Origin of the sequence: Myxococcus sp. RHSTA-1-4 (genome assembly GCF_020037125.1) — a bacterium.
Lineage (GTDB): Bacteria > Myxococcota > Myxococcia > Myxococcales > Myxococcaceae > Myxococcus.
In genome coordinates this window covers 111,967-131,331 of sequence record NZ_JAIQDG010000016.1, presented here as the reverse complement: position 1 = coordinate 131,331, position 19,365 = coordinate 111,967, and the positions used below count along the sequence as shown (strand labels likewise).

The 19,365-nt window shown below is 70.1% G+C and carries 14 protein-coding genes; 10 read left to right on the top strand and 4 right to left on the bottom strand.

The window, feature by feature from the left end:
- Window positions 1–198 precede the first annotated feature (198 nt).
- The 4 genes from K8638_RS22165 to K8638_RS22150 all read left to right on the top strand — a co-directional run bounded on the left by K8638_RS22165 (window position 199) and on the right by K8638_RS22150 (window position 9,360).
- Window positions 199–3,615 carry a hypothetical protein gene (locus tag K8638_RS22165; protein ID WP_223756573.1) on the top strand — a complete coding sequence of 1,139 codons (3,417 nt, stop codon included), beginning with the start codon at window positions 199–201 and terminating at the stop codon, window positions 3,613–3,615.
- Window positions 3,616–3,639: 24 nt separating this feature from the next.
- Complete coding sequence (locus K8638_RS22160; RefSeq protein ID WP_223756572.1) at window positions 3,640–6,348, top strand: hypothetical protein; 2,709 nt, start codon at window positions 3,640–3,642, stop codon at window positions 6,346–6,348.
- Between the two features lie 208 nt (window positions 6,349–6,556).
- Window positions 6,557–7,459 carry a hypothetical protein gene (locus K8638_RS22155; protein ID WP_223756571.1) on the top strand — a complete coding sequence of 301 codons (903 nt, stop codon included), beginning with the start codon at window positions 6,557–6,559 and terminating at the stop codon, window positions 7,457–7,459.
- Between the two features lie 95 nt (window positions 7,460–7,554).
- On the top strand, window positions 7,555–9,360 hold the full coding sequence (locus K8638_RS22150; RefSeq protein ID WP_223756570.1) for a glycoside hydrolase family 15 protein: 1,806 nt from the start codon (window positions 7,555–7,557) through the stop codon (window positions 9,358–9,360).
- Window positions 9,361–9,440: 80 nt separating this feature from the next.
- Here the strand turns inward: K8638_RS22150 and K8638_RS22145 are convergent, their stop codons facing one another.
- Window positions 9,441–9,998, bottom strand: a complete 558-nt coding sequence (locus tag K8638_RS22145; RefSeq protein ID WP_223756569.1) for a hypothetical protein — start codon at window positions 9,996–9,998, stop codon at window positions 9,441–9,443.
- Between the two features lie 354 nt (window positions 9,999–10,352).
- Between K8638_RS22145 and amrB the strand changes: the two genes are divergently transcribed.
- Window positions 10,353–11,156, top strand: coding sequence for an AmmeMemoRadiSam system protein B (amrB, locus tag K8638_RS22140; protein ID WP_223756568.1), 804 nt, complete (start codon window positions 10,353–10,355; stop codon window positions 11,154–11,156).
- Window positions 11,157–11,169: 13 nt separating this feature from the next.
- On the opposite strand, the gene K8638_RS22135 is transcribed toward amrB, so the two are convergent.
- A complete protein-coding gene (locus K8638_RS22135; protein ID WP_223756567.1) occupies window positions 11,170–11,784 on the bottom strand; it encodes a TIGR02265 family protein in 615 nt (204 codons plus the stop codon).
- Between the two features lie 178 nt (window positions 11,785–11,962).
- On the bottom strand, window positions 11,963–12,280 hold the full coding sequence (locus K8638_RS22130) for a DUF3817 domain-containing protein (RefSeq protein ID WP_223756566.1): 318 nt from the start codon (window positions 12,278–12,280) through the stop codon (window positions 11,963–11,965).
- Window positions 12,281–12,556: 276 nt separating this feature from the next.
- Between K8638_RS22130 and amrS the strand changes: the two genes are divergently transcribed.
- Window positions 12,557–13,645 carry an AmmeMemoRadiSam system radical SAM enzyme gene (gene amrS / locus K8638_RS22125; protein ID WP_223756565.1) on the top strand — a complete coding sequence of 363 codons (1,089 nt, stop codon included), beginning with the start codon at window positions 12,557–12,559 and terminating at the stop codon, window positions 13,643–13,645.
- 7 nt (window positions 13,646–13,652) lie between these two features.
- Here amrS and K8638_RS22120 read toward each other — a convergent pair whose 3' ends face one another.
- Entirely contained in the window at window positions 13,653–14,273 is a 621-nt protein-coding gene (locus K8638_RS22120) for a molybdenum cofactor guanylyltransferase (protein ID WP_223756564.1), read from the bottom strand.
- Between the two features lie 188 nt (window positions 14,274–14,461).
- On the opposite strand from K8638_RS22120, the gene K8638_RS22115 reads away from it, so the two are divergent.
- From K8638_RS22115 to epsZ, 4 genes are all read left to right on the top strand, one after another.
- Complete coding sequence (locus K8638_RS22115; protein ID WP_223756563.1) at window positions 14,462–14,722, top strand: hypothetical protein; 261 nt, start codon at window positions 14,462–14,464, stop codon at window positions 14,720–14,722.
- 93 nt (window positions 14,723–14,815) lie between these two features.
- The gene (gene glp, locus K8638_RS22110) at window positions 14,816–16,078 is read left to right on the top strand and encodes a gephyrin-like molybdotransferase Glp (RefSeq protein ID WP_223756562.1); all 1,263 of its coding nucleotides are present in this window, start codon (window positions 14,816–14,818) and stop codon (window positions 16,076–16,078) included.
- Entirely contained in the window at window positions 16,075–17,472 is a 1,398-nt protein-coding gene (gene fdhD, locus K8638_RS22105) for a formate dehydrogenase accessory sulfurtransferase FdhD (RefSeq protein ID WP_223756561.1), read from the top strand. The genes glp and fdhD overlap by 4 nt, the downstream gene beginning before the upstream one ends.
- Window positions 17,473–17,814: 342 nt before the next feature.
- The gene (epsZ, locus tag K8638_RS22100; protein ID WP_223756560.1) at window positions 17,815–19,287 is read left to right on the top strand and encodes an exopolysaccharide biosynthesis polyisoprenyl-phosphate hexose-1-phosphate transferase EpsZ; all 1,473 of its coding nucleotides are present in this window, start codon (window positions 17,815–17,817) and stop codon (window positions 19,285–19,287) included.
- Window positions 19,288–19,365: the final 78 nt, after the last annotated feature.

Genomic DNA, 19,365 nt, shown 5'->3' with positions numbered 1-19,365 from the left:
GGTCGCCCACGCCCACTTCGGAAGTCCTTGCCGCCGAACGCCAGGTGGGTGGTGACGCGAGCCCTCGCGGTGGCGGACGCCCCCCGTCACCTGGGTTCGCCCAACCTCGCGAAACGCATCCGCGTCCTGAGCCAGTACTTATCTGGCAACCCGTCCTGTCCAGAGTAAGAGACACAGGAAGCAATCCGGGAGGGGAGCGTGACGGCATCACGCAGTGACTTCATCGAACCGCGGCCCGAGGCCATGCCACTGAAGTTCGATGAGCTGACCGATGAGCAGCGCAGGGCTGGAGAGCGGGCGGCACACCTGCTCAGAGGCATGGCCCGGGAGCGGGTGGAGCGCCCGCATCTGAAGTCGGAAGCGCACCCGTACCTCCCGACCATCTACCGCGAGAACCGCACCAACCGGGTCGTGCTGCTCGACGGCGCGCGCGGCTCGGGAAAGTCGGCCCTGCTCGTCACGCTCCTGGACGCCTACGGCAGGGCGCTGACCGAGAACGCCGTTCCCGCCGGATATGAGAGCTGGCTCACGCCCGCCGACCACATCGTTCCGGTGGGATTGGTGGACTTGCAGCCGCTGCCTCACTCCACCCACCTGCTGTTCCACCTGGTGGCCAACCTGGAGCGGGTGGTCGAGTCGATGGAAACGCCCCTGGAGCACCCCAGGCTGGGACAGGCCGCGTGGCATCCGGGGGGCGAGCATGAGTCCAGCGCCCGGAAGAGCTGGCGGACCTTTGCCCGGACCGCCGCGTCCGGCTGGGAAGACAACCTGCGTGAGCGCCAGGGGAAGCTGGACGCAGAGGCCTTCGCCGTGGAGGTCGAACAGGGGGAACTGCGCCGCCTGGATGTCGCCAGCGTCTTTCGGGAGTTCATGGACGCGCTCGTGAAGGAGTACCCCGTCAAGAACGGATGGAAACCCGACGCGCACCCGCTGTTCCTGCTCGCCGTCGATGACGCCGACATGAATCCAGCACTCGCGGGATCGCTGCTGGAGTTGGTGCGCAAGCTCTGGCATCCGCGGCTGGCGTTCATGCTGACCGGGGATACCGAGCTGTTCCTCAGCACACTCGGTTCACCTCCCCCGAAATCTCCCCGGAAGCCGACCATCGTGATGGGGCCCGTGTCGACCCAGGACCCTGACCCGGAGCAGCGACGGCGCCTCGCCCTGGACGTCTATGCGAAGGCCATTCCGCTGGCGCACCGCTGTGAACTCCCGGCGATTGCCCCCGCCCAGAGATTGGTGAAGGGGCCTCGCCTCGAATCGGTTCTCGGCTCCTTCCAGGTGCTCAAGAAGCAATCCCGTCCTCCGGGACGCACCACCGGGACGCTCACGGATTACTTCCCACCCGAGTCCCAGGTGCTCGAAGCATTACCGGACCGGATGCGCTCGCTGTGGGACGTAGCCACGGAGCTGAAATCCAGCGAGAAGACTCTACTCTCTGTTGAAGAAGCGGTCGTCTTCATCTGGCAAACGGCGGTGAGGGACGCACGCGTCCCCAGCGCATTGAGGCAGGAGTTGGAGCCCCTGGTGCGGCTCGAGGGCAAGCGCCCCCGATTGAAGGTGGACCCCGGTCTCGAAGTCACCTGGAGGTTGGAGACAGCTTCCAAGGTGGAGGTTCCCGGGGCGCGCATCACCTTTGAACGGCCAGCTCGCGCCGAAGTGGCCACTGGCGGTCGTGCAAACAAGCTGCCGGCACAGGTGACGGCGGCGTACATGCTGGCCGCGGACGTGCTCGCGGATGCTGGCGGAGGCACGAAAACGGACCTGCTTCCGAGCGGACTTTCCACACCGCTCCTCGCCCACGTCACCTTCCCCCAGCGCTCCGTCGAAGGGCCAGACACCCTCGCCTGGCCTCTCCCGGATTGGAGTTCGTTCCTCGACATCGACCTGCTCCGTGCGGAGTGGGACACCGCGCTCATCTTCTCCGTTCCGCCAGACCCGCACGTCGTGGAGCGGATGGCGAAGGCATTCCTCAGCGTGGTGCTGAAGGTTGGCGGCGAGGAGACGGCTCCCTCCGGGCCCGACACTGAAGACCCCTCTTCATGGACCGCCATCGCCGACAAGCTCGCACGCATAGCCCAACTTGAACCCGGCACGGAACGCCAGCATGCCCTGGTGGAATGGGCTCTCGGCCGCGCGGGGCTGTTGAGCGCTCCTGAGTCCATGCTTCCTCCTGAGGCGGCCAATGCCCTGCTGAAAGCGATGCTGGCTGCGTTCAAGGGGAGGTGGAGACAGGCGCGTCAGGCACTCCGGACCGCGCGACGTGACCGGGTCGCACGGAGCTTCGCACATGAACGCAACCAAGCACTCCAAGCCGCGCGCATCGAGGCATTCGTCCTAAGCATCGACGAGCAGTTCCCCACCCATGAGTTCCGGCTTTGGGTTGAAGGAGAGGACGCAACGCCGAATCGAAATGAGGTCGTGAACAACTTCCGCGAAACACTCAGGAACATCCGCCTTCCGTTCCTGGAAGGCGTCTTGGGCGAGGGCACCCACAACCCTTCCTTGGGTTCATACGTGACCTCTCTTCGCACGGAGTGGTTGGGGCAGGCGCCCGTCCCCATGCTCCAACGGATGAGAGAGCAGGTGGAGCCCTTCACGCGAATCACTGATGCGGGCGCCCCCGCGCTGGCCCGGCTGTGGAAAGTGGCTTGCGACACGGTAGGTGACTCAGCACTGGCGGACGCCCTCACCCTTACCGAAGGTCGGTTGCGCATCGCGGAATCACTTCAGCGGCAACTGAACCAGAAGAGGGAGCAGATATTGGCGGAGGACTCCGTTCTTTCGTTCAGGATTCCGAAGCAACTCACGGCCAGCGTGCACCTATTACAGGGCACTTCGCAGCCATTCCTACGAATGCTGTCGGGCAGCCCTGGTGCCACTCACGCCATGGAAGCACTGCTCCGCATGGCTTATGACCACGAACAGGATCTCAGCGAGAATTCCGACGAGTCCTTGATGTCCCCCATTGGCTGGAGAGGGGTCGAACTCCGATTCAAGAAAGGTCCCCGCCTCCACCCATGGCCTGTTCCCAGGTGGCCGGCACTATTCGAGTGGGAGGCCCTGGAGCAGAGCTGGCTGGAGGCCGTACGATTCGCGCAATCAGCAACCGCCGACAGGGATACCTCTGCGGACCTTCGCATCATGGATGCATTGGCGTATTGGCTCTTCTCCGTGTGCCAAGGACTGCAAGCTCGTGGAGGCATCTACCAGAATCTGAAGCTGAGGACATCGACGCAGGACTGGCGAGCGCTGCTCCAGCCCCCTCACACTCCCAAGGGCATGAGCGTGCAGCGGGCAGCTCTCTACAATGGATGGCGCAACTCCCTCTGGTCCATGGCCACTCCCGAAGCTGGACTGTCGCCTTCAGCAGCCGCCGCCATTTTGGACGCCCTCTCAACACCGCAGTCAGATGAGGACGAGGATCGGACTGCTCGAAACTGGAGAGAGTTCCGCGAGGGGCAGCCCCGGTGGCGCAGGAACCGCTTGCTGAGTATGGGTATTTCAGAGGCTCTGGTGGATGAGTTCCTCATGAATATCGACAACACCTTCCCCGACCATCCCTGGGTCAAGGTCTTCGGCAAATGGGATGCCCCCAGCCCACTTCCCCTCTGATTGAGCCACGAGGCACAGGCATTCATGCCCCACGAGGTTCCCCACTCGCGCCTGCTCGCCGAAGCCGAGGCCTGGCCGCTGTGCTCGAACGCGGCGTTGCGTCATCGCACCACGCGGCTGGGGCGTGCAGCCGTGGGGATATTGGACGCTCCGACGGCCTCTCTCGCCTCGGAGCTGGAAGCCCACCTGCGCCTGCGCTCCGGCGGGCGCTCCCTCTCGAGTCTCTCCGCGCTGAGAGACCGAGCCTGGTTCGGAGCAGAGCCCGGTAACACCACGGCGGTCGCGCTCGCGGACTATGCAGTCCAGCTCGCGCAGCGCTACCTCGTGCGCGCCGGCACCCGGGTGGCGCTCCGCCGCGACAACCACACCTCCACCACCGACATCGCGGACCGCGCCGCCCACTGGCGCTGGCTGGGGCTACGCCTGCCCGCCGACCTGCTCGTCGCGGCGCTCCATGCCCCAAACGGCACGGCGCCTCCTGGCGACGACGTGGCGCTCGCCACCGCCCACCTGGAGCGACTCCTCCAGCGCCCCGTCGCGGAGACGCACCTCCACGTCGGAGCCGCCTTCGGCTTCCCGCTGCTGTGGACCACCTGGATGAGCTGGCTGTGCCGCAGCGGGCCAGAGCTGGACAAACTCCAGGTCGATGCGGGCTCCCCCTTCGGAAACGGAGAAGGACTCCGAAGCAGGCTGCTCACCGCTGCGGTCGCCCGCGTCCTGTTCGCGGCGTTCCTCTGGAAGAAGGAGCGCGGTGCCTTCCCGGGAGGCTTCGCGGGCTTCGAGGCCCAAGAGCTCCCCGCCCTCTGCGCGCGCCTGCGCTGGCCCTCCGGCGCAACCGACTGTCTGCGCCTGTGCTCCCGAGTCCTCGCCTTCCTGCATGGCACCGTCGAGCACATCCCCTTCGCCTACACCCGCCGGCTGTACGCCCTCCTGACGAACGCGGGCTCCCACACGCCACCGGACACACTCGACGGCCTGCGCGAGACGGACCCGCTCGCGGCATGGCTGCGACCCGCCCCTGGTGGGGCCTGCCCGGAGACGCTCTTCACCGTCCGCGCGCTGCACTACCTGTTGCATACAGGCCGAGGGGACACCCGCTTCGCCGAGCTCTTCTGGCAGTACGAGCGCATCCGTGGCCTCGTCCACGCCCACCTCATCCAGGAGCCCGGCACCTCCGGCCTGGACTGGTTCGGCCGCCACTACCGCCGGCTCTCTCCTCTCCGCGGCCCGCTGGAGGAGCTGCGCTTCCAGGCGGCGGTGCACCACCAGTCAAGAGGCCTCGCCCTGGCGGCGCTCGAAACGCGCACGGCGCCTCCCTCGTCCTGGACAGAGGTCCGCGACGAGGTGCGCCGCCTCGCCTGCGCGGGCGTCGGAATGACACCGCGTCCGGCCGGCGCCCCTGCTCCGGAACTCGGGCTCATCTTCCACTTCATCAAGGAGCGCGAGCACAAGCTCGGCTTGCGTCGCCACCTCCACGCGGACCCGAGCGGAGACCCCGCCGGCTTCCGCTTCGGCGTGTGGTTCCGCCATCGGCGCCGGGAGGCCCTCGCCCTCCAGACGGCCCTTTTCCACCACCCGGAGCTGCTCCTGCTGACCCGCGGCCTGGACGTGGCCAGCACGGAGCTCGCCATCCCCACCTGGGCCGTGGCGCCCCTGCTATCCATCCTTCGGGAGACCTCGGTCGACATCTCCGCCGCGCTCGCTCGCAAGCAGCCCACGTGGCAGACGGGCCCCCTGCGGTTGACCTGTCACGCGGGGGAGGAGTTCTCACGCCTCGTGGAGGGACTGCGCCGCATCCATGAGCTGAAGGAAGCAGGGCTGCTCCAGAATGGGGACAGGCTCGGGCATGGCCTGGCGCTGGGAACCGACCCACGCCGCTGGGCCACTGCGTCCGGAGTCGTCGTCCAGCCCGCCGAGGAGCGGCTGGAGGACCTGCTCTGGGAGCTGGACCGATACGGCTCGGGAGAAGTGGGCGCCCCCGCGCGCCGCATCGAGCGTGTACGCACGGAAGCCCTGACGCTGGCTCGCCGCATCTACAGCGCGGAAGCGCACGTCGACCTGGACACCCTGCGAGAGGCTCGACGCCTGCGGCATCAGCCCGAGGTCCTCCAGTGGTTGGGCTTTCCCGACCGCCGGACCGTGCATTCGCTCAAGGGGCCGGAACACCTCGTCCTGGCATACCTCACGGACGTCGGCCTCTTCCGCCGGGGACAGGAGCTGGTGGAGGTCCGCGCGGACGAAGGGGAGGTGGTCTTCCTCCAGGAGGTCCAGCACTGGCTGTGCTCCCAGCTCGCGCGGCTCGAGGTCACCGTGGAGGCCAACCCTTCGAGCAACCTGCTGATCGCGGACCTGCTTGGAGTGGACGACCACCCGGTGCTCCGGATGGCGGGCTACTCACCTCAAGCCAGCGAACCTCCCGGCCAGGAAGCACGAGAACCACGGGACGCCTCGTCGGAGCTGATGATCTCCATCAACTCCGACGACCCCATCACCTTCGCCACCTGCCTGGCGGACGAGTACGCCTACTTCTATTTCGCCCTCCTCCGCCGGCAGGTCCCCTCGTCGGAAGCTCTCGCATGGCTGGACACCCTCCGGGAGCACGGGATGCGGTCGCGCTTCACCCAGCCCGCAAGTGCCGATGAGCGCAGTCTCGAGTACGTCCTGGGCCCCGCCTTCCAACGATGCCTCGGCAAGTCCACCCGCTCGCGACGGGCCACGCGCTCGCGAACCTGAAGCACATCCAACGCGGCTTCGGCTTGCCCGCGAGCACAGACACCACCACCGCGGCGTGACTCAACGAACAGTCACCCCGTCCGCAAGTGCCGTTCGGTCAGGGGATTGCTCCCCGCGGCGTCTCTACCTCTGAAGAGCCCTGTCCGACGCTTCCTTTGCCCCCAGGGCTCGAATCACCCGGGCACGTCCCGCTCGGCGGAGGTGTGTCATGTCCCCGCGTCCCTTCCAGTGTCCTTCCATGGCACGGGCCCTCCCGGGCGCGGTGCTGCTCCTCGCCCTCGTCACGGGCTGCGCGAGCACACCTCCGGGCACGGGAGGCTCCGGTGCCGGCGACCTGGACCCCGAGCGACCACCTCACATCGACACGCAGGCGGGCCGCGAGGAGGCCGCCCGGGTCGCCGCGCGCGTCTGGGCCCTGGCCAGCAGCGTGCGCGACATGGACTCCCAGCTCCGGTTCACCTTCTGGTCCGAGCAGGGCGCGCTCACCCTCGTGGGCTTCGTGGCCGAGAACCGGGGCGGGCGGCAGGGCAAGCCCGCCACCGACGCCGCGGGCACACAAAGCAAGGTGACGGCGGCGCTCGTGGCGGCCATGAAGCACCCCGCTCGCGAGGTGTCGCTGACGCTGCGGCGGAGCGAGTCCTCCTGGCAGGTCGACTCGAGCGACTTCATCCAGTCGTTCCGTCCCACCGGCGCCCGGACGCTGCCCCTTCGCCAGGGAGCGCTCTCGCCCCGGCAGACCTCCGACGACATCGCCGCGGGCATCCGGGAGTTGCTCGGCGCCGTGCAGGTGCCCACGGACGGAACCGTGGGCGTGGACCTCGAGGCGCGCGTGCGCAACGGGCGCATGGTGGGCCTGGAGCTGACGCGCTCGCACGTCATCCGCTCGGGCCGTGGGCACACGCTCCGGCAGGTCTCCCCGCACGTCGCGACCGAGGTGGCCAACCTCCTCCTCCTCTACGCCCCCTGCACGCGGGAGCGCTCCATCCATCTCGGCCTGCGGCTGTCCCACCGGGGCAACGCGACGGCCGCGAGTGGCGGCGTGGAGGAGACGCGGGTGGACCTCGCCGCCACCACGGAGGATGAGGGCGTCGCGCTCCGGCTGCCTCAATGAGCCACCCGCCGGAATGCGCGCTGGCCCTCACGGCGGGCCGGTGGGCCCCTGCTCCCCTGCTCGCGCCCTTGCCCGGGCAGGGTTACCTTTCATGGATGGCGCTGCCCCTCGAAGCGTACGCCCTCATCGGAGACACCCAGAGCGCCGCCCTGGTGGGCCGCGACGGCTCCATCGACTGGCTGTGCTGGCCCCGCTTCGACTCGGAGGCCTGCTTCGCCGCGCTGCTCGGCAACATGGAGCACGGCCGCTGGCGCGTCGCCCCCCGCCTTCCCGTGCGCGACGTGCGCCGCCGCTACCAGCCCGACACCCTCATCCTGGAGACGGAGCTGCACACGGACACCGGCACCGTGCGCCTCTTCGACTTCATGCCCGTGCGCTCCAACTCACCGGAGCTCATCCGCATCGTGGAGGGCGTCTCCGGAGAGGTGCCGATGCGCATGGAGCTGGCGCCCCGCTTCGGCTACGGCGACCGGACCCCGTGGCTCAACGTGTCCCCCGGCGGCGCCACCACCAAGGCCGGCCCGGACGCCCTCTTCCTGCACGCGGACCTGCCGCTGCGCGCGGAGAACTCGGGCGTGGTGGCGGACTTCGTCCTCCGCCAGGGCGAGCGCGTGCCGCTCATCCTCTCCTGGTACCCGTCGCACCTGTCACCTCCCGGGCGCCCGGACCCCATCGCCGCGCTGGTGGAGACCCAGCGGTGGTGGCACCAGTGGGTCGGCCAGTGCACCTTCACGGGCTGCTGGCGCCCCCAGGTGGTGCGCTCTCTCATCACCCTCAAGGCGCTCACCTACTCGCCCACGGGCGGCCTCGTCGCCGCGCCCACCACGTCCCTGCCCGAGCGCCTGGGCGGCGTCCGCAACTGGGACTACCGCTACTGCTGGCTGCGCGACGCCACCCTCACCCTCCTCGCCCTGCTCAACGCCGGCTACACGCAGGAGGCCCTCGCGTGGCGCGACTGGCTGCTGCGCGCGGTGGCCGGCGAGCCGGACGAGCTGCAAATCATGTATGGCCTCGCCGGAGAGCGCCGCCTCACCGAGGTGGAGCTGCCCTGGCTCCCGGGCTACGAGGACTCGCGCCCGGTGCGCATCGGCAACGCCGCAGCGGGCCAGCTCCAGCTCGACGTCTTCGGGGAGATTTTCGACTGCTTCTACCAGGCCCGCCTGCGCGGCATGCCGCCGCACCCGGAGGGCTGGGACGTGGCCGTCCACCTGCTTCGCTGCCTGGAAAAGCGCTGGCTCGAGCCGGACGAGGGCATCTGGGAGGTGCGCGGAGGCCGGCAGCACTTCACCCACTCGAAGGTGATGGCGTGGGTGGCGCTGGACCGGGCGGTGAAGGCCGCCGCGCTGCGGGGCGTGGGCGGCGAGCAGATGGCGCACTGGACGGCGCTGAGAGACCGGATGCACGCGGAGGTCTGCGAGCGCGGGTACGACGCCCGCCGCAACACCTTCACCCAGACTTTCGGGGGCGCCGCGCTGGACGCGAGCCTGCTCATGATTCCCCTGGTGGGCTTCCTCCCGCCGGAGGACCCGCGCGTCCGGGGCACCGTGGAGGCCGTGCAGCGCGAGCTGTGCCACGACGGGCTGGTGCGCCGCTACCACACGCACGAGACGCGGGACGGCCTGCCCCCGGGCGAAGGCGTCTTCGTGGCCTGCAGCTTCTGGCTGGCGGACGCGCTGATGTTGCTGGGCCGCGAACACGAGGCCCGCGAGCTGTTCGAGCGCCTGCTGGGGCTGAGCAACGACGTGGGCCTGCTGTCCGAGGAGTACGAGCCCCGGGCCCGCCGCATGGTGGGCAACTTCCCGCAGGCCTTCAGCCACCTGGCCCTGGTGAGCACCGCGCAGAACCTCTCCTGCGGCGCGGCCCCCGGCGAGCGGCACCGGGGCTGCTGGCGGTGCCACTGAGCACGAAATGACAGGCCCCGGCGCGCGACGGAGACCTCACCGTCACGCCCGGGGCCCGGGCTTCACTTCACATCCACGTCTTAGAAGTGGCCGCCGACGGTGGTGAAGACGCCGAACACGACGCCGACGTCATCGCCGATGCCCAGCTCCAGGCGGGGCCCGCCGCCCACGAAGAAGTTGGAGCCGAGGTGGAAGAGGAAGGGCGCGTACGCGTCGAACACCAGCGTGGAGTCGGTGGGCAGGACGTTGCCCAGGGGCAGCAGCTCCTCGTCCCCGAGGTTCAGCGACAGGCCGAGCTTCGGCCACACCGACACCCGGTCACCGATGGGGATGTTGTAGCCGCCGCGCACGTTCAGGCCGATGGCCGTGGCGTCCGCGTCGCCGAAGAGGGCGCGAATGCGAAGCGCGGTACCGACAGAGAGGTTCTGCTTGATGAAGTAGTCCGCGCTCGGCTCCAGGGTGAAGAAGCCGGCGTCGGAATTACCGTACGTGGCGTAGCCCAGGCTCGCGGAAGCATCCGCGCTGATGACAATCCGCCCGGGGCTGCCGAAACCGCCGCCCGTCTCCTGCGCACCCGCGTTCAGCGACACCATGAGCCCGGCCACCGCGGCCAGGAACTGCCACTTGTTTGCCTGCATGAAGCGTCCCTCCGTTGCGTAAGCCCGGCCTACCATCCCGGGCGCTCGGCGGCCCTTCTAGCCAAAGGACAAGGCGAAACACCCTTTTTTCGTCCCCCCTGTGCGCAATACCGCGTCAACGGATTACACGGGCGCGCTCCCGCCCCCCGGGCCACCTCCGCCCGCCTGCGCCAGCCGGCCCGCGGTGGCCGTGAATCGCCGCCACTTCGGCGTCGCTCGCGGCCCCGGGCGTGCCCGTCATGGGTGTGATTCCCATCAATTCCCGCCCGCCCGGCAGTGGCCCGGCTGGGAGGCCGGGGCCGCCGCATGTCATCCTTGGCAAAGGACCCCATCGGAACCACCGGTTGGAGGACCATGCCTCGTGTACGCCCTCCCGCGGCGGCGGGCTCCTTCTATCCCGCCAGTCCTTCCGACCTGGCCGCCCAGGTGGACGGGTGGCTCGATGACGCCGCCGTGTCAGCCGATGACAGGTCCGCGGCGCTCATCGTCCCACATGCCGGCTATGCGTACTCAGGGCCGGTAGCGGCCAGCGCCTACGCCACGTTGCGGGGGCCAGCGGACAGGACGTCCCGCGTGCTGCTCATGGGGCCGTGCCACTTCCTCCCGCTGCGCGGGCTGGTCTGGCCGGACGTGGACGTGCTCTGCACGCCCCTGGGCGAGGTGCCGCTGGACGAGGACCTGCGCCAGCGCGCGTCGGCGTTCCGGCAGGTGACGGCATCCACCCGGGCCCACAAGGCGGAGTACGCGCTGGAGGTACAGCTCCCCTTCCTGCAGCGTGTGCTGGGGCGCTTCAGCGTGCTGCCCCTGCTGGTGGGCACCGCGCACGCCGAGGAGGTGGCGGAGGTACTCGACGCGCTGTGGGACTCCGACGTGCTGCCGGTCGTCACCTCGGACCTGTCGCACTACCTGCCCTACGAGGACGCCCGGGCCGTGGACCGGAATACCGCGGAGCGGGTGCTCGCGCTCGACAGCTCGCTGGACGCGGGGAGCGCCTGCGGCGCGGCGGCCATCTGCGGGTTGTTGCTGGCGGCCCGGAAGCGGGACCTCCAGCCCCGGCTGCTGGACCTGCGCAGTTCGGGCGACACCGGGGGCGCGCGTACCGAGGTGGTGGGCTACGGCGCCTTCGCCTTCTATCTGTCCACCGGGGCCCGCTCCTGAGCCGTCCCGAGCCTCAGTCTTCCCAGGCCAGGGTGTACTCGCTGTCGAGCAGCGTGGTCTGCCAGCCGCGCACCTGGATGTCCTGGGCGCCCACGGCCTGCAAGGCGCCTTCGAGCATTCCCTCGTTGTAGGCGACGGGCGTGAAGATGCGCCGCATGTGGATGCGGCCGGAGCGGAGGCCCGTCCACTCCACCTGCAGCTCGCCGAAGTTGATGGCCATGCGGTAGGCCTCGGGGAGCATCTCCACCAGCCGCTTCGGCTCTCCGCCCACCTGCTGCCGCACCTCGGCGCCGAACATGGAGTTGAGGAAGGCGAGCGTGCCCTGCACCCCGAGCTGCCGCATGGCCTCCTCGAAGCCGCCGAGCTGCGGCGCCAGCAGCCGGGTGGCCGCGAAGAACAGGCGCATGAAGGGCGGGACGGGGTACAGCTCCGAGGGGTCCATGTCCGCCGGGAAGTCCCCGCCCTCGATGATGCGCGAGACGGCCTGCTCGCCACCGAGGAACCGGACGGTGTCGAGGACGGCGGCGAAGTGCATGCCGCGAATCCCCTCCGAGGGCTCCACGAGGGCCAGCCGCGAGGACAGCTCTCGCTCCACGTCCTCCGGCGTGTCCCACTTGCCGCGTTCCATGGTCATCCCCTGACGCATATCGCCCGGAATGTTCGCACGGCTTCCCCTCCCGCGCGAAATCCTGGAGGCCCGGCCCACGCCCCAGGCGCAGCGGGTCTGCTCCTGTCAGCCCGATGCAACACGTCCGGTGGAGCCATGCGCTCCGAGTGTGTGACTCCGCGCGTCGTCCAACAACATCTCAGGGCGCGGGCTGGACGGGCACCGCCTGCGCCTCGCGCCGCAGCCGCGCGTCGAGCACGAAGGTCCCGAACGGAACCAGCGAAGCGACGAAGGCTCCCACCGCGCGCACCAGCGACCAGCGGCAGGCGATGGCGGCCTCCATGAGGGCGAAGAGGTAGAGCACGAAGAGCAGCCCGTGCGCCCAGCCCACGTACCTCACCGCCAGCGGCATGCCCGCGGCGTACTTCAGCGGCATCGCGATGAAGAGGAGCACGACGAAGGACAGGCCCTCCGCCAGGGCCACGGCTCGGAAACGTCCAAGGGGGGTCTTCAGCATCTCGGCCCCTGGTTTCGCACCTCCGGCCCCCCGGGTCCATGCGTCCAGGTGACGCACCCTCGAGAGGCGGGAGCTCCGCTGGGACGGAGGGGCTCGCACGTCCTCTGTCCGGGGAGCCGGCCGGGCTGTTTCCCCGCCTGCGACGCGGGCGCGCGGGCGTGGCGCGTGGCCCGAGGCTCGCGGCGGAGCGTGGCGCCCGCCGTTAGCGTTGCTCCTTTCGGAGCCTGTTCGCGCGCGGAGACTGCCGCCAGCGCCGGGCCGGAGGAGGACATCGACATGAGCACCGCGTTTCCCGCTCGCTGGTGGCACAAGCTGGAGGACGGGCGTGTGCAGTGCGACCTGTGCCCTCGCGACTGCAAGCTGAACGAGGGACAGCGCGGCTTCTGCTTCGTGCGCCAGCGCGTGGGCGAGGGCATGGTGCTGGACACGTATGGGCGCTCGTCTGGTTTCTGCGTGGACCCCATCGAGAAGAAGCCGCTGAACCACTTCCACCCGGGCAGCAGCGTGCTGTCGTTCGGCACGGCTGGCTGCAACCTGGGCTGCCGCTTCTGCCAGAACTGGGACATCTCCAAGTCGCGAGAGCAGGACACGCTGGCGGACGAGGCCTCGCCCGAGGCCATTGCCCGGTACGCGGTGCGGACGGGCTGCCGGAGCGTGGCCTTCACGTACAACGACCCGGTCATCTTCGCCGAGTACGCCATGGACGTCGCGGATGCGTGCCACGCGGTGGGCGTGGAGACGGTGGCCGTGACGGCGGGCTACATCCACGCGCAGCCGCGCCGGGAGCTCTACGCGAAGATGGACGCGGCCAACGTGGACCTGAAGGCCTTCTCCGAGGACTTCTACCACCGCGTCACCTTCGCCCACCTGCGACCGGTGCTGGACACGCTGGAGTACCTGAAGCACGAGACGCGCGTCTGGTTCGAGGTGACGACGCTGCTCATCCCCGGGCACAACGACTCGGAGGCGGAGGTGACGCGGCTGTCGGAGTGGATGATGGACCGGCTGGGCCCGGACGTGCCGCTGCACTTCACCGCGTTCCACCCCGACTTCAAGATGCGCGACGTGCCGCCCACGCCACCGGCGACGCTGCGCCGCTCCCGGGAGATTGCCCGGCGCGCGGGGCTGCGCCACGTGTACACGGGCAACGTGCACGACAGCGAGGGCGGCACCACGCTGTGCGGCGGGTGCGGCACGGCGCTCATCGTCCGAGACTGGTACGAGCTGCTGTCCTACCGCGTGACGCCGGAGGGACGGTGTCCCGACTGTGGCGCGGAGGTGGCCGGGCGGTTCGACGCGGAGCCGGGCGGGTTCGGAGCACGTCGGATTCCGGTGCGGATTGCGCTGGGCACGGCGGGGTCCTGAGCGGCGCTCACCTCGCGGGCAGCGAGACACCGTGCCGCGCGAGGTCCTCCGGCGTGTTCACGTTCACCAGGGAGCGCAGCGCCGGGTCCACGGCGCGCAGTGCGCTCTCGGGCAACAGCCGCGCGCGGAAGCGTGACAGGAGCTGGCGCAGGGACGGGTCCTCCACCAGCGACTGTCCCCACGCGGGCCCGAGCGCCCCCCGGTACGCCGCCAGCAACGGCTCCAGCTTCCCCGCCACCTCGAAGCACACCGCGTCCACGTCGTCCCCCCGCGCCCCCAGCAACACACGCAGCGCCTCCGGCTCGACGAAGGGCATGTCGCACGCCACCGCCAACACCCACGGCGTGCGCGCGGCCACCAGCGCCGCGTGGACTCCCCCGGGCGCTCCCTTTTCCCGCACCGCGTCCGCCACCGTGCGCAGCCCGAAGCGCGAATAGGGCTCGGACGCGTTCGCCACCAGCAGCACGTCCCCGAAGCGCGGCGCCAGCGACAGCAACCGCTCCAGCACCGTGCGCCCCTCCACCTCCAGCAGCCCCTTGGGCACACCGGACAACCGCCGGCCCTGGCCTCCCGCGAGGATGGCCAGCGTCACGTCCGGGTACTCCATGCCGTCTCTCACAGGGTCCATGGCTCGCGCTCCATTCCCCGCGTCTCCCGGAGCACGAAGCCCCGGGCCCGCGTGACTGTGTACCGGAGTGCACGCTGTCCGTGCCCTCCCCTGCACGACTCCCCCCTCGCGGAACGGCGAGACGGGCGTTTGGCCCCGTGGTGGGGGGCCACCCCCGAAGGGCACGTCCGTTGCTGAATCCCGGCTCCATGAACGATACACCCCAGCCCGTCCAACCGAGGAACCGCCCGTCAGGCCTCGGCTTCTGCATCGTGGCGACACTGGTCGCCTTCCTGGCTCCCCCGCTGGTGGGCTTCATCGTGGACAGGGGCAGCGACTCGCACGGTCCGCTGGGCGCGCTCTTCACGGTGATGGGCGGCATCGCGGGGCTCGTCCTGGGGCCGGTGGTCCTGGTCATCTGCGCCATCGCCCTGGTCATCCAGCACGCCACCCGACCCAGGAACACCTGATGCTCCCCCCCGACCGGGAAGTAGGGAAGCGGACGGCCGCCATCGCCCCGTGGACAACCGCCAGGGTCCACCGCGTAGGCTGCGCGCACCCGGATGCCGCTCACACCCCTCTCCACCGCCCGGCAGGCCGCGCTCGACGCCATCACCCCCGCGGCCCCCGAGCGCGTGTCCCTCCTCGCCGCCCACGGCCGCTTCCTCGCGGCCGCCGTCACCGCTTCGCGCTCGCTGCCCGGCTGCGACACCTCCGCGATGGACGGCTGGGCCGTGCGCGCCGAGGAGACCCGGGGCGCCAACCGCGACCACCCCGCGCGCCTGCGCATCGTCGACACCGTCTACGCCGGCACCCTCCCCTCGCGCACCCTCCAGCCCGGCGAGGCCGCCCGCATCTTCACCGGCGCGCCCCTCCCCTCCGGCGCCAACGCCGTCGTCCGCCAGGAGGCCGCGCGCGCGCACGACGACGGCCAGCACGTGGACGTCTTCATCACCGTCTCCCCCGGCAACGACTTCGTGCGCGCGGGAGAAGAGGTCGTCGCCGGCACGCCGCTGCTCGCCCCCGGTCAGCCCGTGAGCGCCGCGGTGCTCGGCGTGCTCGCCTCCCAGGGGGAGACGGCGGCCTGGGTGCGTCCCGCGCCGCGCGTGGCGGTGCTCGCCACCGGTGACGAGCTCGTCACGCCCGGCCAGCCCGCCCTGCCCCACCAGGTCTACGAGAGCAACCTCGTCCTCGTGGCCGCGCTCGCCCGCGAGGCCGGCGCCGACGTGCGCCACCTCGCCCGCGCGCGAGACGACGAGGCCGAGCTGCGCGACACCCTCTCCCGCCTCGCCCCCCAGGTGGACGTCCTCATCACCACGGGCGGCGCCTCCGTGGGGGACAAGGACCATGTGAAGCGCGTGCTCACCGCGCTCGGGGCCCGCTTCGTCGTGGACGGCGTCGCCCTCAAGCCCGGCAAGCCCGTGGCCGTGGCCCGCCTCGGCGACACCGCCGTCGTCGTGCTGCCCGGCAACCCCGGCGCGGCCACCGTCGCCTTCGACCAGCTCGCGCGCCCGATGCTCCTCAAGCGCCAGGGCGTGCTCGAGACGCGCCGCCGCGTCCGCGCCCGCCTCTCCACGTCCCGCCACAAGCAGGCCGGCCTCACCTACCTCATCACCACCACGCTGGAGCCTCGCGGCGACGGCGAGCCCGTCGCGCGCCTTCGCATCCAGGGCGCCGGACAGATTCTGCGGAACGTCCACGGCGAGGGCTGGGCCCTGCTCCCTCCGGGCCGCGCCGACTTCGCCGAGGGCGACCTCGTGGACGTGGAGCTGTTCCACGGGGCCACCTACGCCGCGGTGGACGCCGGCCCCGGTGGCTCCGCATGAGCGCCGTGCCCGCCGTCAGCATCGTGGGCTGGTCCGGCTCCGGGAAGACGACGCTGCTCACGAAGCTCGTCCCGGAGCTGGCCTCGCGCGGCCTGCGCGTGGCGGTGGTGAAGCACTCGTCGGACGCGCACCCGCTGCACCGCCCGGGCAGCGACACCGCCCGCTTCCAGGAGGCCGGCGCCGTCCTCACCGGCTTCGCCACCCCCGCCGGCGTGCAGCTCACCACCGGCGAGGCCCCCGCCGACGCGCTGCCGCCGATGCTCGCCCGCCTCGCCGGCACCGTGGACCTGGTCCTCGTGGAGGGCTGGAAGGACGGACCGCTGCCCAAGCTCGAGGTGTGGCACGAAGGACTCGGCCCACCGCTCGCTCCGGCCCATCCCGAGGTCATCGCAATTCTCGCGCGCTCCCCTCCGGCTTCGGGGCTTTTCCCGCAAAACGTGCGTGTGCTCGATGCCGGCGACATCCGCGCCGTCGCGGACCTGCTCCTCACCCGGTGGAAGTCCGGCCGTGGTGCCGGGAGTCACGCGCCACCCACCGAAGCGCGCGGGGTGGTGCGGCGTCCCGTGCAACGCTGGGACGGCTCCGCGCTCGCTTCCGCCGAGGAGGACGACCTCGCGGTGGAGGAGCCGCTGGAGATTCGCGTCAGCGGCGACCCGGTGGCCGTCACCATGCGCACCCCCGGACACGACCGCGAGCTGGCCACCGGCTTCCTCTTCTCGGAGGGCATCCTCCAGAGCGTGGACGACCTGGGCGGGCTCGCGCACTGCGGCCGCCCCGGCGAGGAGGGCTGGGGCAACGTGCTGGAGGTGACACCCGCGCCCGGCGCCGTGCTGGACGTGGAGCGGGTGCGCGCCGCCCGCCGCGGCACCCTCACCACCTCCGCCTGTGGCGTGTGCGGCCGCCGCGGCGTGGAGGACCTGCTCGCCGTGTGCCCGCCCGTGCCGCCCGGGCCCCAGCTCCGGCCCGAGGTCATCACCCGCGCCACCGCACGGTTGCGAGACGTGCAGCGAAACTTCGCCCGCACCGGCGGAGTACACGCCGCCGCCGCGCTCGACTCCGACGGCCACCTCCTGGCCGCCTTCGAGGACGTGGGCCGCCACAACGCCGTGGACAAGGTGGTGGGCGCGCTCGTCCTCGAAGGCACCGTACGGGGAGTGCGAGTCAGCCGCGCCCCCCTGACACGTCAGCCCGCGCTTCTCTGCGTCAGCGGACGCGTCAGCTTCGAAATCGTCCAGAAGGCGGCCATGGCCCGAATCCCTGTCGTGGCGGGAGTTTCCGCGGCCAGCTCCCTCGCGGTGGAGCTGGCGCTGCGTTCCGGAATGACGCTGGCCACGTTCGTCCGGAACGGGCACTTCAACGTCCACACGCATCCGGAGCGCCTCTCGCTCCGATAACCCCTCGAAACCTCTGTTTCACCCGCCCCCGGGGCCGCGCGTTTCATCGCCATGAGAGAACTGAAGTCAGACCGGCACCGTAGATGCAGTCTCCTGGCGCGGAGTGCAGCCACAGCGGGAAGGATTCGGACCTGACAGACTGTTCGTGGGGCTCAATCGACCCGGTACCAGGGTCCGGCGATCCCAAGAATTCACATACTGTCACGTCTTACTTGCGGAGCGGCGGTTGCAACGCGCTGCTCCATCGGGCAAATAAGTAGTTCTCTCCGACTTGAAGATTTTCAGCCACAACGGCATCCTCTGACCGGACTGAACGAAAGTGCGCATTCGGTGCAGAGGGGGGTGGAGACGATGAGCAGCGCAACGGCAGGTTCGGCGGTCGGTGCTCCTGGGGCTACCCCTCAGGGGCATGGGTTGGAGGAGGTCCAGGCGCCGAAGCTGGCACCGGGGTTCGCGGCGAAGCTGAACCTCACGGTGGACCTGGTGTTGATGTCGGCGGTCCTGGCGGTCGACGCGTGGCTGAGGGGCCAGCACACCCCGGAGTCCGGCTGGCTGGTACCGGGGCTGGTGGTGACGGCGCTGGTGACGTGGATCATCACCGGCACGGCGGTGTGCCTGTACGACTCGCGCTTCGTGGAGCGCAGCAAGCTGGACCACGTGGCGCTCGTGTCCGTGACGACACTGGCGGTGGTGACGGTGCTGGCGCTGGTGAGCTTCGTGCTGCCGGAGCGCGTGCACATGGGAAGCGTGGCGCCGCTGCTGGTCGTCTTCTGGCCGGTGGCGCTGCTGTTGCGCCTGTTCGTCTTCCGTCCGGTGGCCGCGCAGGAGCGCCCCATGGACTCGGTGCTCATCGTCGGCACGGGCGCCATGGGCCGCTACACGGGCGAGGACCTGGTGCGCCGCGGCCGCCACCAGGTGCTGGGCTACGTGCGCCTCCACGACGACAACAGCTCCTCCGAGCTGCCGGCGCGGGTGATGGGCTCGGTGGATGACCTGGAGCACATCCTCCGCAACACGGCGGTGGACGAAGTCTATATCGCGGGCAACACCCTGAAGCAGGGCGAGGGCATGCAGGCGGCCATCAAGCTGGCCGAGCGCTTCGGCGTGCCGTTCGCGCTGCCGGCGCACAGCTTCCGCCTGGACCGCGCCCGTCCCATCGAGCGCCGCGCGGTGGCCGACGGCTTCCTGCACTTCGCGGCGGTGAGCCCCAAGCCGCACCAGATGGCGATGAAGCGCCTGTTCGACATCTGCGTGTCCTCGGTGGCGCTGTGGATGCTGCTGCCCCTGCTGGCCGCCGTGGCGCTGGCGGTGAAGCTCACCTCCAAGGGCCCCATCTTCTTCAAGCAGCTTCGCGTGGGGCAGAACGGCAAGCCCTTCTACATGCTGAAGTTCCGCTCCATGGTGGTGAACGCCGAGGAGCTGAAGGCGAAGCTGGCCGCGCAGAACGAGATGTCCGGCCCCGTCTTCAAGATGAAGAACGACCCGCGCATCACCGGCATCGGCCGCTTCATCCGCAAGTTCTCCATCGACGAGCTGCCCCAGTTCATCAACGTGCTGCGCGGGGAGATGAGCATCGTGGGCCCTCGCCCGCCGGTGCCCAGCGAGGTGGCCAAGTACGAGACGTGGCAGCGCCGCCGCCTGTCCGTGCGGCCGGGCCTCACCTGCATCTGGCAGGTCTCCGGACGCAACCAGATTTCTTTTGAAGAGTGGATGTACCTGGACATGCAGTACATCGACCACTGGAGCCTGACGAGCGACCTGACGCTGCTGCTCCAGACGGTGCCGGTGGTGCTCACCGGGCGCGGGGCGAGCTGAGCGGCTGTCTGTCTTTCCCGGGCAGAGTCAGGCCGCGCGCTGGAGCCGGCGCGCGGCCATTGGCCTTCTCGATGCATG

Coding starts and splice junctions, on each gene's coding strand:
- K8638_RS22160 (WP_223756572.1), top strand. CDS start 3,640: ATGCCCCACGAGGTTCCCCACTCGCGCCTGCTCGCCGAAGCCGAGGCC.
- K8638_RS22155 (WP_223756571.1), top strand. CDS start 6,557: ATGTCCCCGCGTCCCTTCCAGTGTCCTTCCATGGCACGGGCCCTCCCG.
- K8638_RS22150 (WP_223756570.1), top strand. CDS start 7,555: ATGGCGCTGCCCCTCGAAGCGTACGCCCTCATCGGAGACACCCAGAGC.
- K8638_RS22145 (WP_223756569.1), bottom strand. CDS start 9,998: ATGCAGGCAAACAAGTGGCAGTTCCTGGCCGCGGTGGCCGGGCTCATG.
- amrB (WP_223756568.1), top strand. CDS start 10,353: ATGCCTCGTGTACGCCCTCCCGCGGCGGCGGGCTCCTTCTATCCCGCC.
- K8638_RS22135 (WP_223756567.1), bottom strand. CDS start 11,784: ATGGAACGCGGCAAGTGGGACACGCCGGAGGACGTGGAGCGAGAGCTG.
- K8638_RS22130 (WP_223756566.1), bottom strand. CDS start 12,280: ATGCTGAAGACCCCCCTTGGACGTTTCCGAGCCGTGGCCCTGGCGGAG.
- amrS (WP_223756565.1), top strand. CDS start 12,557: ATGAGCACCGCGTTTCCCGCTCGCTGGTGGCACAAGCTGGAGGACGGG.
- K8638_RS22120 (WP_223756564.1), bottom strand. CDS start 14,273: ATGGACCCTGTGAGAGACGGCATGGAGTACCCGGACGTGACGCTGGCC.
- K8638_RS22115 (WP_223756563.1), top strand. CDS start 14,462: ATGAACGATACACCCCAGCCCGTCCAACCGAGGAACCGCCCGTCAGGC.
- glp (WP_223756562.1), top strand. CDS start 14,816: ATGCCGCTCACACCCCTCTCCACCGCCCGGCAGGCCGCGCTCGACGCC.
- fdhD (WP_223756561.1), top strand. CDS start 16,075: ATGAGCGCCGTGCCCGCCGTCAGCATCGTGGGCTGGTCCGGCTCCGGG.